General features: G+C 34.8%; 12 protein-coding genes. All 12 read left to right on the top strand.

Going from position 1 to position 15,286, the window contains the following annotated elements; translation table 11 throughout:
* The first annotated feature begins 97 nt into the window (after positions 1 to 97).
* The 12 genes from CD29_RS05355 (at position 98) to hepT (ending at position 15,221) form a co-directional block, all read left to right on the top strand.
* Entirely contained in the window at positions 98 to 4,051 is a 3,954-nt protein-coding gene (locus CD29_RS05355) for a DNRLRE domain-containing protein (RefSeq protein WP_036183814.1), read from the top strand.
* Between the two features lie 1,295 nt (positions 4,052 to 5,346).
* A complete protein-coding gene (gene der, locus CD29_RS05345) occupies positions 5,347 to 6,657 on the top strand; it encodes a ribosome biogenesis GTPase Der (RefSeq protein ID WP_036183808.1) in 1,311 nt (436 codons plus the stop codon).
* A gap of 116 nt (positions 6,658 to 6,773) precedes the next feature.
* The gene (locus tag CD29_RS05340) at positions 6,774 to 7,787 is read left to right on the top strand and encodes an NAD(P)H-dependent glycerol-3-phosphate dehydrogenase (protein ID WP_036183805.1); all 1,014 of its coding nucleotides are present in this window, start codon (positions 6,774 to 6,776) and stop codon (positions 7,785 to 7,787) included.
* A 220-nt stretch (positions 7,788 to 8,007) separates the two neighbouring features.
* On the top strand, positions 8,008 to 8,262 hold the full coding sequence (locus CD29_RS05335) for a DUF2768 domain-containing protein (protein ID WP_052124012.1): 255 nt from the start codon (positions 8,008 to 8,010) through the stop codon (positions 8,260 to 8,262).
* Positions 8,263 to 8,426: 164 nt separating this feature from the next.
* Complete coding sequence (locus tag CD29_RS05330; protein WP_088322106.1) at positions 8,427 to 9,149, top strand: hypothetical protein; 723 nt, start codon at positions 8,427 to 8,429, stop codon at positions 9,147 to 9,149.
* Positions 9,150 to 9,488: 339 nt separating this feature from the next.
* Entirely contained in the window at positions 9,489 to 10,967 is a 1,479-nt protein-coding gene (spoIVA, locus tag CD29_RS05325) for a stage IV sporulation protein A (protein WP_036183802.1), read from the top strand.
* Between the two features lie 206 nt (positions 10,968 to 11,173).
* Positions 11,174 to 11,446 (top strand): HU family DNA-binding protein, encoded by a 273-nt coding sequence (locus CD29_RS05320; protein WP_036183797.1) that lies wholly within the window; start codon positions 11,174 to 11,176, stop codon positions 11,444 to 11,446.
* Between the two features lie 244 nt (positions 11,447 to 11,690).
* Complete coding sequence (gene folE / locus CD29_RS05315; protein ID WP_036183793.1) at positions 11,691 to 12,260, top strand: GTP cyclohydrolase I FolE; 570 nt, start codon at positions 11,691 to 11,693, stop codon at positions 12,258 to 12,260.
* Between the two features lie 59 nt (positions 12,261 to 12,319).
* Entirely contained in the window at positions 12,320 to 12,541 is a 222-nt protein-coding gene (gene mtrB / locus CD29_RS05310) for a trp RNA-binding attenuation protein MtrB (RefSeq protein WP_036183790.1), read from the top strand.
* 216 nt (positions 12,542 to 12,757) lie between these two features.
* Positions 12,758 to 13,510, top strand: coding sequence for a heptaprenyl diphosphate synthase component 1 (locus tag CD29_RS05305; protein WP_036183787.1), 753 nt, complete (start codon positions 12,758 to 12,760; stop codon positions 13,508 to 13,510).
* A gap of 15 nt (positions 13,511 to 13,525) precedes the next feature.
* Complete coding sequence (locus CD29_RS05300; protein WP_036183785.1) at positions 13,526 to 14,230, top strand: demethylmenaquinone methyltransferase; 705 nt, start codon at positions 13,526 to 13,528, stop codon at positions 14,228 to 14,230.
* A gap of 16 nt (positions 14,231 to 14,246) precedes the next feature.
* The gene (gene hepT / locus CD29_RS05295; RefSeq protein ID WP_081976152.1) at positions 14,247 to 15,221 is read left to right on the top strand and encodes a heptaprenyl diphosphate synthase component II; all 975 of its coding nucleotides are present in this window, start codon (positions 14,247 to 14,249) and stop codon (positions 15,219 to 15,221) included.
* The last annotated feature ends 65 nt before the right edge of the window (positions 15,222 to 15,286 follow it).

Below are 15,286 nucleotides of genomic sequence, written 5' to 3'. Positions count from 1 at the left end.
AATTGAACTTAAGACACGAGAAGAAAACAATAAGCTTTACATTAATTTAATCCCAGATCGACAATGGCTGCAAGATGAGAATCGGATTTATCCGATTGTGATTGATCCTACAATTGTTCGTGTCCAGGGTACGGACTTGACAACAGATACAATTCTTCGTAGTGGATTTCCAACGCAAAGCGGGGGGAATGATACCGAAATCGGAGCAGGGCGTGCGAACGATAATATTGTTAGAAGTCTTTTACGTTTTGATTTGTCTTCCGTAGCTACTGTAAGTGAAATTTTATCAGCGGATTTAAATTTATATCTTTCATCTACGAACAGCACTTCACCAATCGACATTTCAGTTCATTATGTAAATAATGCATGGAATGAAAATGAAGCTACATGGCAGAATCGTACAAACACATTAAAGTGGTCAACAGCAGGTGCAGATTATGGAATTTATGGAGAGGCAACTGTAAAAAATATTTCAACGATACCGAGTAACATTGAGGATGCACTCGTTAAATGGCCAATTCCCATTGATAAAGTGTATGGTTGGGTTTGGACTCCAAACATAAATCATGGGATATTAATCAGGAGTGCAATGGAAAGTTCCAAAGTCTATAAAAAGTTTTATAGCAGTGAGAATACAGTAGACAGCAAATATAAACCAAAACTCGTTGTTACGTATAAAACAAGTGCACGATTTGGTTTAGAAGATTATTGGGACTATAATTCATTTCCATTAATAGATGGTACGAATTATATTAATATAGGTACACAAAATAATATATTGCAATATACAGATTTTTCACTATCAAACTATGCAGGTTTTGGATTAGACTTTACTCGTACTTATAATAGTAAAGCACTAGAGAATTCAGCATTTGGACATAGCTGGACATTTACAGGCAATCAAAAGTTGTTCATTGGGACAGGTAATAGTAAAACAAACATTGATTACCAAGACGAAGATGGTACAGTACATGTATTCACTTGGAATGGTTCAAACTATGTGAAACCGGTAGGATTTAAAGGTGAACTAACAAAAGTAAGTGATTCTGAATATACAATTAAGCAAAATAATATTGTTTCTACATTCATAGTAAAGGAACAAGCAAATGACACATCTGTTAAGGTAGCGTATATTACGAAACAAGAAGATAAAAACAAAAATAGTATCACTTATGAATATAATAGTGATAACCAACTTGTGAAAATCACTACAGGACTAGGAGATTTCTTAACACTTTCTTATCGAAACGGTGTCATTGTAAAAGCAGTATCTAAAGGAAAAGAAATCACATATAACTATAATGGGAAGCATTATATAACATCCGTTGTAGTAAAAAAAGATGCAAGTCAACAAACGACGACTTCGTTTAATTATACAAACGATCGGATAACAAGCATTATAGATGCGAATGGAAATGTTACTTCATTTGCCTATGGTAGTATTGGTTTAAGTTCAGTAACATTACCAAGTGTAGGGGGGAATACGCCTTCCACAACTTATTATGATTTAGATAATGTTAATCTGAAAGCCACTGTGACAAGCCCAGAAGGCGAAGAAACAGTCTACTATTTAAATAATAACTATGTAATAACAAAAATAATAGATTCGTCCGGGACACAAAGAAACTATACCCTAGACAACCAATATAAAATATCAGAAGAACAAGTGACAGTACCAGGAGAAACGCCATATACAAAAAAATATGCGTATGACACGAAGGGGAATTTAGAGAAAGTCGAGGATTCAAAAGGAATTGTCTCGAAATATACGTATGATACTGCGGGGAATCTGTTAACAGAAACCGATTCATCGGGCTATGTAACTCAAAATCAGTATGATGCAAAAGGGAACTTAATTAAAATCATTACCCCAAAAGGTGAAGTAACAACGTATATATATGATGCGCGTGGTGATTTAACGAAAGTAACGTATCCATCAGGAAGCAGCGACACGTTTAGTACAAACTATACAGATGGTAAAAAAACAACGGTTCATACAGACCCAGCAACTGGGAAGTCGACTGAAAGTATTTATGATTTTAACGACAATTTACTATCCTTTAAAGATGGAAAAGGTTACACAACAATATATAAATACAATCTAAAAAACGAGTTAACATCTGTAACAGACGCTACAGGAAAGACAACAAATTATCAATATGATGGAAATGGGAACTTAACAGTAATCCAAAATGTAGCTGGTCATCAAACGGTGTTAGCCTATAATGGACAAAATAATATTTCGAAAGAAACAAACGCATTAGGCAAAGTAACGGAGTATCAATACGATGGGGACGGCAATTTAATTAATGTGATTAAGGCAAATGGTTCTAAAATTAATTATAACCAAGATTCACAAACACAATCATCGATTGTGTCCATCAATAATACTAATCAGTTCACAACAAAATCGGATGGACTAGCGACAACGATTACGAATCATATGCTAAATAATTCTTCGACAACCTATATTTCGTCTGAAGATGGTCGCTTAAAGCAAGTGGATTTCAGTTCACCAGCAAATAATGCGATTGTATATATGTATAATAATGAGCTATTAGATACCATTCAATTTAGTGGGAACACGATTAAATACACGCCAGATGCAAATGGTCAAATTGAGGCAATATCTCAAAATGGCATAAATTTAGCTACATTCGGTTTTAATAATAATGGATTACTTGAGAATACAACTTTTGGTAATTCAAATTCTATTTTCATAAATAATAATTATGTTGGTAATAACACATTATTAAAATCCCAAATCTTTAATACAACAATCTCAACTATTTGGGATACGCATACCTATGACTATGATGCGAATAAGCAAATTTCAAAAGTAATAAATAATGCGGGCAATGTTGTCTATACGTATGACAACTTAAATCAGTTGGAAAAAGAACAATACAGCAATGGATTAACAATTTCCTATACGTATGACACAGTAGGAAATCGTATATCAAAATCCGTTACAAATAACGGAAATACTACTACGACAATTTATTCATATAACGCAGCAAACCAACTAACAAAAGCCGGCGACCAAAGTTTTTCCGTTGACCTAAACGGTAATACGACAAACGACGGTCGATATGAATATGTATGGAATGCCTTTGACCAACTAACGGAAGTCAAATCTCTTTCTGGCACAACCATTGCCAAGTATAACTATGACGAAAATGGTCGTCGTGTGTACAGTAAGGACGTAAATGGTGAAACGTACTATCGTTATGATGGGACAAGTAACTATGTCTTGTTTGAAGAGGATCAAGCTGGCAACATCACAAAATCCTACACTTATAATGCGAGTGGTCATCCATTAACAATGACGTATAATGCCGCAACGTATTATTACCTAACGAACTATCGTGGTGATGTTCTTGCGTTAACAGATGAAAATGGCCAAATCGTAGCTGAGTATACTTATGATGCATGGGGCAACATTTTAACGCAAAGTGGAGAAATGGCTTCCACCAACCCTTATCGTTATGCAGGGTATCGCTATGATGAACAAACAAAATTGTACTATTTAATGGCACGATACTACAATCCCGATACAGGTGTTTTCATGTCTTTAGACCCGGTGCGCGGGGATACGATGAATCCAATTACGATGAATGGGTACAATTATGCGAATAATAATCCGGTTATGAATGTGGATCCGGATGGGGAGAGAAGTCTATGGGCTAGCTTCAAATATGGCTTTTTGAAAGCATTAGAGATTTTTATAGGGAAATGGGGAATTTCTAGGGAGCTAGGTGAAACTATAGTTAGTCTCACTGCCAATTTTATTCTTGGCAGTGTAGCCTTCGTTAATATGGCCAAGATAAAACAAACAAACTTTACAGCTTATTTAAGTTATATAAAAAAAGTTGCTGGAAAATTCACTGGGACTTTGAAAAAGACTGCAAAAAATCAATTGATTAAACGTTTAGGAAAAACAGCTGCGTTAAAAATTCTCGGAGGGGTAGCTGGTGTAGGCTTTTCAGAAGGAATAGTTTTTACATTTAATCTGATTTATTACACAGTTAATCATTATCGAAAATCATAAAATGGAATAACTTTTAGTAGAAAGAGAGGGAGAGAATGTTACCACTTAGTATCGGTCTTATCATATTTGGTGTTATTCTTACAGTAATAGCTAAAAGTATAGACCCATTTCTGTATTTTTTAATATTGGGATGTGCAGGATTACTATTTGAATTAATAAAATTTGTTTTTAATTCTTTTGGCATAACTGGGTTAACTAGCGCCCTAATTGCATTTTCTGTTTTCTGCATGTACTTGTTGTTTATTAAGAAATTAACAAAAAAATTAAAATTTTAGGTACTACCAATAGTAAGCTATCTGATTTTTTCAGATAGCTTACTTAATATATGTATTTAAATAACATGGAAATAAATCCTATCTATCAGGTTGATGGAAAATGTAAATGAATCTATAGTAAACCAGAAGCCTATTCTCTATTGAGGGGACAAGTAACTGCGTATTATTTGAGGAAAACGCGAGATACGGTGAAAAAAGCCCATACATATGACGTAGATGGCCATCCACTGACAATAATGTAAAAAGGTGCAACAAACTATTACTTAAAAAACTACCGTTGAGACATATTGCCTTAACAAATGCAAGTGGTGAAATTGCTACAGAGTATAAATATGATTGGGGCAATATTTTAACACGAAGTGGGGAAATGGCTTCTATCAACCCGTTATGCAGGGTATCGATACGATGAAGAAACAAAGATCTACTACTTAATGGCACGTTAATACAAAGGATACAGGAGTATTCAGCTCTAAACCCAATGCGCGGGGATACGATGAACCCAATTACGATGAATGGGTACAATTATGCCAATAATGATCCGGTGATGAATGTAAACAATCTGGCATTAACTTTACCTTAGAATGAACAATTTAATACAACCTAATAAACTAATACTCAGACGCTTATTGGCGTTAACAGATGCAATTATCTAATTATATCTCATTCCCGAAAATGGTCGTGTGTACAGTAAAAATGCAAATGTTGAGACGTACTATAGAATATGTCAAAAAAATAAATTGTTATTTATCTGTTTGCTTTTGATAATATTTAATTTCCCCTTCTTTCTTTAATAACATTTTCTAGCTATCTTCGGCACAGCAAAACCCACATACTGTTAATAAATTTCTATTAAAATAATATTAGATTTGACTGGAATAAGCTTTATGTAAGTTATGGAATTTTTAAGCTGATTTTTCCATAGCCTCTAAATTGTCCTAATCAAAAGATTGTGAAAAAATGATAAGTGCAATGATTTCGTGTATAATACAAAAGATAAGAATTTGGAAGGATGAAGTACAGATGACAAAACCAGTAATCGCCATCGTAGGTCGTCCGAACGTAGGGAAATCTACAATATTTAATCGTATTGTTGGTGAGCGTGTGTCCATCGTGGAAGATATTCCAGGTGTTACACGTGACCGCATTTATAGTTCGGCAGATTGGTTAACACATGAATTTAATATCATCGATACGGGTGGAATTGAAATCGGGGACGAGCCCTTTTTAGATCAAATTCGCGCCCAAGCAGAAATCGCCATTCAAGAAGCCGATGTCATTATTTTAATGACAAATGGACGTGAAGGTGTAACACTTGCAGATGAACAAGTAGCAAAAATTTTATATAAGACGAAAAAACCAGTCGTTCTAGCTGTCAATAAGATTGACAACCCAGATATGCGTGAAATGATTTATGATTTCTACTCATTAGGTTTTGGGGAACCGTTCCCGATTTCAGGTTCTCATGGACTTGGACTCGGAGATTTACTAGATGAATGTGCGAAGCATTTTCCTAAAGAAGATGAAGCTGAGTATTCTGACGAAACGATTAAGTTTAGTTTAATCGGACGTCCGAACGTAGGAAAATCATCTTTAGTAAATGCATTTTTAGGTCAAGATCGAGTAATTGTTAGTGATATTGCCGGTACGACACGGGACGCAATTGATACACCTTACACTTACGATGACCAAGAGTATGTCATTATTGACACAGCTGGAATGCGTAAAAGAGGGAAAGTGTTTGAGTCAACTGAAAAATATTCAGTTCTTCGTGCAATGAGAGCAATTGAAAGATCAGATGTTGTCTTAGTTGTATTAAATGCAGAAGAAGGAATTCAAGAACAAGATAAAAAGATAGCAGGCTATGCACATGAAGCTGGAAAAGCGATCATTATCGTTGTAAACAAATGGGACGCTGTTGAAAAAGACGAAAAAACAATGAACCTGTTTACAGAACAAATTCGTGAACATTTCTTATTTTTAAGCTATGCACCGATTATTTTTGTTTCAGCGAAAACGAAACAACGTGTACATCAAATTTTAGCTCTAGTAAAACGAGTAAGTGAAAACCATGCAATGCGTATCCAATCTTCTATATTAAATGAAGTGATTGAAGATGCTATTGCCAGAAATCCTGCTCCAAGTGACAAAGGACAAAGATTACGTATTTACTATACAACACAAGTTGCAGTGAAGCCTCCAACTTTTGTGGTATTTGTTAATAATACTGAGCTTATGCACTTTTCATATGAACGTTTCCTAGAAAATCGTATTCGTGAAACTTTTGATTTTGAAGGGACACCGATTCGTTTAATCGCACGTGCTAGAGAATAATTTCATTTAACATAATTCTCACTTCTTTAAGTAGTTAGGATTGTTCTGACGGACAAACCTAATTACTTAAAGTGATAGCGCTAACACGAATTTGATTGAAAGCGAGGGAAGTACAATTGGAAAATGTTACAGTTTTTGGAGCTGGATCTTGGGGAACTGCGCTTGCGATTGTCTTAGCTGAGAACGGTCACCGAACATTACTTTGGACACATCGTGAAGATCAAGCAAACGAGATAAATATAAAACATACAAACAAAAAATATTTACCAGAAACCATTTTACCGACTGAACTAACTGCAACAAGTGATTTAGAAACAGCAGTTGATCACGCATCTATTTTTGTGATGGCTGTACCTACAAAAGCAATCCGAGAAGTATGCGGGAATATGAGTAAGACGCTAAACAAGAAGGCGTTATTCATTCATGTTTCTAAAGGGATTGAACCGGATTCACTTATGAGAATATCGGAAATCTTAGAAAGTTGTTTACCAGAGGAATTTGTCTCAGATATCGTCGTATTATCTGGTCCAAGCCATGCAGAAGAAGTTGTTCTACGTCACCCAACAACCATTACAGCAGCTTGTAAAAATATTCAATCTGCCGAAAAAGTCCAGGATTTATTTATGAATGGCTATTTTAGAGTGTATACAAACACAGATGTGGTTGGAGTTGAACTTGGTGGGGCATTGAAAAATGTCATTGCGCTAGCAGCTGGAATTTCAGATGGCTTAGATTACGGGGATAATGCGAAGGCTGCATTGATTACTCGAGGTTTAGCTGAGATTACTCGTCTTGGAGTAAGAATGGGTGGTAATCCATTCACATTCTCTGGATTATCAGGTATGGGTGACCTTATTGTAACTTGTACAAGTGTTCATTCACGTAATTGGCGAGCGGGAAACATGCTTGGTAAAGGGTTAAGTTTAGAGGAAGTACTTAACAATATGGGTATGGTGGTTGAAGGTGTTCGTACTACAAAGGCAGCACATCAGCTTGCATTAAAATACGAAGTGTCAATGCCGTTAACGTCGGCATTATTTGAAGTACTATTTCACGAAAAGCCACCAAAAGTTACTGTGGATGAACTTATGATTCGCATGAAAAAACGTGAAATAGATAATCTTCTTTAATCAACTCATTTATTAAATATTTGATGGAAATTATCAATAAATTTTCAACAAGTATTCACAATTTCTCCATGATTTTGTGAAATTGTACGCAAAAAATTTGTAACTCATTGTAAAATAGAGTTTACTCGAGAAGGAGGTATACTATTATACCTCCTATTCTTTTCGAGTAAAAAAAATTAGATTAAATACATAGTGATTTGTTGTGGAAGGTGGTATGATTATGCAGTTTTCACCAGTAGATTTATTTGTTCTAAACACTGCACGTGGCCCTCTTGCAAGTATGCATGCGTTAGACGTAATGTGGGTTTCTTTTTACTCCATTGGGGCAATGTTAGTATCGGTTTTAATATTATCAGCTACAAGAAAATGGATTAAGAATGCCTTTGTATCTTTTTTTGTTAAAATGTTTGCCTTCTTATTGTTTTTAGTAGGTTCATTTTTAATGGTACTCGTTGTATTTACTTGGCCGTCTTAACTTAATTTTATTCAAAAATTTTTGGTAGTGTAGGAGACTCTCTATATAAAAATAGGGGAATGATGTTATAAACTTCCTGTAAATACAACATTTTTAGGATTACTCGAGTAACTTGAGTGAAAAATTACACCATGGTGAATCTGATTATATATGAGGTGAAAGTGTTGAGAAATAAATTGAAAGTTAGTTATCTGCTCGTTGTCCTCTCGATAATATTGGCTGGATGTATGTATCCTGCTGACAAAAGAGTAGAAAATCAAATCCCTGATCAAGTCCAATTGGATGGTGTTCAACGAGCGATTGATGAATATAGAGCAGATACTGGGGTATTACCAATAAAAACTCGCGATATGGATACGGATATTTACATTAAATATTTAATTGATTTTGACAAACTTGTTCCTAAGTATTTGGCAAATTCGCCTGGAAATTCCTATGAAAAAGGTGGTATTTTCCAATATATTATTTGGGATCCTGAGAATAAACCGACTGTTAAACTAGTTGATTTACGTACAGCCGATGCGATTCGTGATGTCAATATTCGTTTCCTTGCTACAAAATATCCTACATATAAAGAGCCAATTACTACTTATGTCTATTCTATAGACTACGATAAATTAGGTGTAGGGAAAGAAATAACAGTGCCAAGTCCATATTCGAACAATCATTTACCACTCGTTGTTTCTACAGATGGAGATGTATATGTCGATTATTCGATTGATTTAAATACATTTATTCAAGAAAACAATTTGACACCGACTCCAGGGGAAGACATTAGAAATCTATTAGTAGAGGCATACCCAGTAGTCCCAGCTTATTCGTTACCTTATACAGTAAACGAAAATAATGAGCCTGTATTTATGTTTGACCCTACGAAAAAGGATTAATTATGTCTTGATTTTGACAAATTCTTTGCAATTTTAGTTCTGAAGCAAACACCAAACTAATATAATAGCCCTCTACAAGGATAATTAGCCTTGTAGGGGGATTTTTTTTTTAAGATTTATTTCCTATCTGTTGCAAGATTTTAGCAGCAGATATTAGAAAAAATCGGTTTCTTATTACTTGGTCTATTAGAACATAAGAATCGATTAATAGAAAAGAGCGAAAGATTACGCAAAAACAAACTACAATATTTTTTTCACACTTATGCATTTTTCGTACAAGGTGTTTTCATATTCCAGGAATATGGGTCATAGACTATATTACGTAAAGGAGGAGCTACAATAGGCCAAGAAATCTTTCATCAAATAGCAGAGAGAACTAATGGGGATGTATATATCGGTGTTGTAGGACCTGTACGAGTTGGTAAGTCTACTTTTGTGAAGAAAATGATGGAGTCAATTGTGCTCCCGAATATCGTAAACGAAGAAGATCGCAAAAGAGCACTGGACGAGCTGCCTCAAAGTTCACCAGGTCCTGTCATTATGACTGCAGAACCAAAGTTTGTTCCTGCACAAGGTACTCAAATTACTATTGGGGAAAGTGAAATACCTTTCCGAATTCGCTTTGCAGATTGTGTTGGGTATATTATTGACGGTGTGAAAGGCTATGAAGATGAGAATGGTCCAAAATATGTTCATACACCATGGCATAGTGAGGCTATTCCATTCCAAGAAGCCGCAAAAATTGGTACAGATAAAGTCATTAGAGACCATGCGAATATTGGGGTTGTTGTAACGACTGATGGAACAGTCAATGGCATCCCAAGGCATGCGGCTCAAGTTGCAGAAGAACAAATTATTGAGCAACTAAAAGAAATTGGTAAACCGTTTGTAGTAATATTAAACAGTAGTGTTCCTAGTCATACGAATACTGTCGCTTTACGTAATGAATTATTTGAACATTACGGAGTGCCAGTTATTGCAGTTTCGATTGATCAAATGTCACTTCGTGATATGGAGTACATTATACAAGAAGCATTATATGAGTTCCCAGTAGAAGACATTGAAGTTGAAAAGCCAGATTGGTTAGATGTATTAGACCAAACACATCCAGTAAATCAATCATTATCCGATTCGGTTAACAATGTACTTGATTCGATTACAAAGATTCGAGATGTTTCTCAAGCAGCTGAAGAACTGAAACAAATCGACTTTATTGAAGATAGTGCTATTGAGCGAGTAGATGCTGGATTAGGTGTTGCAACAGTTCGAATCACATTAAAGCCAGAAGTGTACAAAGCGGTATGTAACGAATGGTTAGATCAACCAATTGAAAGTAAAAAAGATTGGTTATTGTTTATAAAACAAGCCGCTGAAGCAAAAGGTGTTCAAGCGAAGTTCCATACTGCTATTCAGGACGCTGTAGTCAATGGATATGGCGTAACACTTCCAACTTTGGAAGAGTTTGAACCGAGTGAACCAGAAATTATTAAGCAAAACAATTTCTACGGTGTACGTATGAAAGCAGCTGCTCCATCGTATCATGTCATCCGTGTAGATATGCAAACAGAATTTGCTCCGCTTATAGGAACTGAATTCTATGCACAACAATTGTTAAAAGATTTACAATATGCGTATAATCATGATCGTGAAGCGTTATGGGAAACTCAATTGTTTGGAACACCACTTCATCAAGTGTTAAAAGAGGGCATTCGCTATAAGATGGATTCTGTTCCTCCAAATGCTAAAAATAGAATGCGTCAAACGATCGAAAGAATGGTAAATGAAGGTGACCGCGGTTTAGTTACATTCATCATCTAGAAAGTGAATAAGGCGTAAGGTTTACGCCGTTAATAGTAACAGGACTTTTCATTCAATAGGTGAAAAGTCCTTTTGTTTGTGTAAATTTTTAAAAATCTGTATAAATTGAGTCATATCATGAATAAATACAGTTGCACCAAGGTTTTCTATATGTTACTCTTTTTACATGATTTAGGTAGATGACCCTTTGAGAGGAGGTGAATAGTGTGAATAAAACAGAATTAGTAAACTCTGTAGCTGAAGCTGCGGCTCTTTCTAAAAAAGACGCGTCTAAAGCAGTTGAAGCTGTATTTGATACAATTCAAGATGCACTTGCAAAGGGTGACAAAGTACAATTAATTGGTTTTGGTAACTTTGAAGTACGTGAACGTGCGGCTCGTAAAGGTCGTAATCCACAATCTGGAGAAGAAATCGAAATCGCTGCTAGCAAAGTACCTGCCTTCAAACCAGGGAAAGCTCTTAAAGATGCTGTAAAATAATAGCGTCTTGCAGTTACATAGAGTAGCCATCACTTCAAGATGGCTACTCTTTTTTAAATAGTTTATAATGAATTGAATTTATTTTTACATAGTACTCAGGATATATATTTACATAAAATACAACATATTTGAAAAAATAAACAACAATGAACTATTTCTGTTATATTATCAAGCTTTTTTGCGATTCATGTCGGTATATGCTACGATATTTTGACAGTGTAGCGAGGAATTTAGGAGGATAAAGATGTCTAATGTTGACTTAAAAAAAATAGAAGAAGCAGTAAAAATGATACTTGAAGCAGTAGGAGAAGATGTAGAACGTGAGGGTTTACTCGATACACCAAAACGAGTGTCAAAAATGTATGAAGAAATGTTTAGCGGAATTCATCAAGATCCACGAGAATTTTTTTCTACAGTGTTCCACGAAGACCATGAAGAACTTGTACTCGTAAAGGATATTCCATTCCATTCAATGTGTGAGCATCATTTAGTGCCTTTTTATGGCAAAGCACATGTTGCATATATTCCGAGAGATGGACGAGTTGCAGGATTAAGTAAACTTGGACGCTGTGTGGAAGCTGTTGCACGAAGACCGCAATTACAAGAAAGAATTACATCTACAGTGGCTGATAGCTTAATGGAAATGCTAACGCCTTATGGTGTTTATGTTGTAATTGAAGCAGAACATATGTGTATGACAATGCGTGGACTAAAAAAACCAGGCTCGAAAACGGTAACATCTGTAGCACGAGGGATTTTTGAGACAGACGATGTGAAAAGGAAAGAAGTAATTTCATTTATTCAAATGTCTTAAATAAAATACTCGATTATGATATGATGACATAAGAAAATTGTACCTTAGGAGAATTCAATATGACAAATCCAGATTATATTATCATTCGAGCAGAAGAAGATGGAGTTCATGTTATTGGCTTAACACGTGGTACGGATACTAAATTCCACCACTCTGAGAAGTTAGATGCAGGTGAAGTAATGATTGCCCAATTTACAGAACATACATCGGCAATGAAAATTCGTGGAAAAGCACAAATTTATTCTGCAAATGGTGTTGTAGAAAGTGGCTATAAAAAGTAAAATGTTTTGGTATTGAGATTTAAGTAACATTGTATAGTGACTTCTAAACATTCGTTAGAAATATTCAACTTATTTACTGTTTAGTAAATGTACATAATTTTAGATTAACAATGTTGCTACCTTAAGCGATTGTTTAGTCATCTAGAAAAAAAGCTAAAGCTTGAGGTAAATTGATATTATCAAGCATTCGCACTTTAAGTGGAATGGAGTATTAGAATGGATGCGACATACATTACGGAAAGAATAGAACAACTAAAAACAAATATATACAACCAATTACACCATAATACTTTATTGAAATATATTGAAGATGCAAAGTTGGATGAACAGCAATTATTTTTTCTTTTATTGCCTTACTTAAACGGTGAAAATTGGGATGAAGATTTAAATACGAGTGCTGTTACTATTGCAATCGTCCATGCAAGTTTAGATGAGCATGATAAAATAGATGAGTATGAAGCTACTAATAAAGAACAGCAACTTACTGTGTTATCTGGGGATTTTTATAGTGGACGATACTATCAGTTGTTAGCGGAAACAGGAAATATTTTGTTAATCCGTGAAATTTCAAAGGGGATTGCCATTCGTTGTGAACAACAAATGCGAGTGTATGAGAAAAATAAGTTAACAATACGAGAATGGATCCATTACATTTTAACAATTGAAACAGAACTAATTCATAAATTTTATTCGTTCTATGAATTTGAAAAATATAATAATATCATGACGAACAGTTTAGTTTTGCTAAGACTACAACATGAATTATTGAACTACCAAAATGGTCAAGTATCAACTTTTATTCAAATGATTCAATCGAGTGTTAATATTTCAGAATCTGTTGAGAAAGTAATTGCCCAAGAGGTGGACATGCTAAAGGATGAATTGAGTGAATATCTTCATTCGTCAAACCTCCTAAAAGACGATATAAAGTTATACATAAAAAATCAATTAGCACTTGTTCAAAAGTAGAAAGGTTTTGAAAAAATGGCAAAATCAAAAGAAGAACGTGTACATGAGGTATTTGAAAATATCTCTGAAAACTATGACAAGATGAATTCGGTAATTAGTTTTCAATTACATGTAAAATGGCGTAAAGACACAATGAAACATATGGGCGTAAAGCCAGGGTCAAAGTGCTTAGATGTTTGCTGTGGTACAGCAGATTGGACCGTTGCATTGGCTCAAGCCACAGGTGAAACGGGGATTGTAAAAGGCCTTGATTTTAGCAAAAATATGTTAAAAGTTGGGGAAGAAAAGGTGGAGCCATATCCTCAAGTAGAGTTAATTCATGGCAATGCGATGGAATTGCCATTTGAAGATAATACATTTGACTATGTGACTATTGGATTTGGGTTAAGAAATGTCCCAGATTATTTACAAGTGCTAAAAGAAATGAACCGCGTGTTAAAACCTGGTGGTATGGCAGTTTGTTTAGAAACTTCTCAACCTGAAATGCCAGGTTACAGACAGCTGTTTCGTTTTTACTTTAAATATATAATGCCTATATTTGGAAAGCTTTTTGCTAAGAGCTATAACGAATATTCTTGGTTACAAGAATCAGCAAATGAATTTCCAGGAATGAAAAAGCTAGCGGTTATGTTTGAAGAAGCAGGATTCGCCAAAGTAAGCTACAAAGGATATAGTGGCGGTGCGGCTGCTATGCATATGGGCTATAAAAAAGAAATCTAGTGGGAAGTGTGATCGCGTGGAAAAGATGAAGCTAAAAATGCTCTATTCTGACTTAAAACAGGATATAGACATCATCGAAAAAGAATTAGAAGAAGCGTTGAACTCGTCTTCACACTTGATTTATGAAGCATCACTCCATTTATTACAAGCGGGCGGAAAGCGAATTCGCCCTGTTTTTGTTTTAATTAGTGCGAAATTTGGGAACTATAATATTGATAAAGTCAAAAACGTTGCAGTTCCTCTTGAATTGATTCATTCGGCATCGCTAGTACATGATGATGTAATTGATAACTCAGATATGAGAAGAGGTCAACATACTGTCAAAGCCCAATGGAACAATCGAGTGGCAATGTATACAGGTGATTATATTTTTGCACGTGCATTAGAATATGTGACTAAAATTGAGAACAAAAAGGTTCATCAAATTCTTGCTCACACAATGGTGGAAATTGTAAATGGTGAAATCATACAAATCGAAGATAAGTTTCGTTTAAATCAAAACCTAAAAGATTATTTTAGAAGAATCAAACGAAAAACAGCGCTATTAATTGAATCTAGCTGTGAATTGGGAGCAATTGTTGGTGAATGTGATCCTAAAGTAGTGAACAATCTGAAAAGATATGGTTACTATGTTGGGATGAGTTATCAAATTATCGATGATATTTTAGACTTTATTTCAACTGATAAAGAATTAGGAAAACCAGCTGGTAGTGATTTGTTACAAGGGAACATTACTTTGCCAATCCTATTATTACAGGATCACTCTGAGATAAAACAATTTATCGAGCGAGCTTCACAGGGGACAGTAACCGAACAAGAAAGACTAGACATGTTAGAAATTGTTCGTAAATCAGATGCAATTAAAAAATCTATGCAAATAAGTAATCAGTATTTAGTAAAAGCTTTAAAAGAGGTAGAAGCTTTACCCAACCATCCAATGAAAAAGAAATTACGAGATGTTGCATTATTTATAGGGAAAAGGAAATTCTAATTATAATTTATAATAGATTTCAATAAAGTTTCACTTATATTTTAGACTGGGATATATTAACTTTC

This window comes from Ureibacillus manganicus DSM 26584 (assembly GCF_000772945.1).
Classification (GTDB): Bacteria; Bacillota; Bacilli; order Bacillales_A; family Planococcaceae; genus Ureibacillus; species Ureibacillus manganicus.
The sequence above is the reverse complement of the archived record's forward strand: the minus strand, read 5'-3'. Positions and strand labels throughout refer to the sequence as shown.

What these genes read in the sequence shown, in the direction of transcription:
- CD29_RS05305 (WP_036183787.1), top strand. Translation starts at nt 12,758, where the DNA reads ATGGATGCGACATACATTACGGAAAGAATAGAACAACTAAAAACAAAT.
- folE (WP_036183793.1), top strand. Translation starts at nt 11,691, where the DNA reads ATGTCTAATGTTGACTTAAAAAAAATAGAAGAAGCAGTAAAAATGATA.
- CD29_RS05300 (WP_036183785.1), top strand. Translation starts at nt 13,526, where the DNA reads ATGGCAAAATCAAAAGAAGAACGTGTACATGAGGTATTTGAAAATATC.
- der (WP_036183808.1), top strand. Translation starts at nt 5,347, where the DNA reads ATGACAAAACCAGTAATCGCCATCGTAGGTCGTCCGAACGTAGGGAAA.
- CD29_RS05335 (WP_052124012.1), top strand. Translation starts at nt 8,008, where the DNA reads ATGCAGTTTTCACCAGTAGATTTATTTGTTCTAAACACTGCACGTGGC.
- mtrB (WP_036183790.1), top strand. Translation starts at nt 12,320, where the DNA reads ATGACAAATCCAGATTATATTATCATTCGAGCAGAAGAAGATGGAGTT.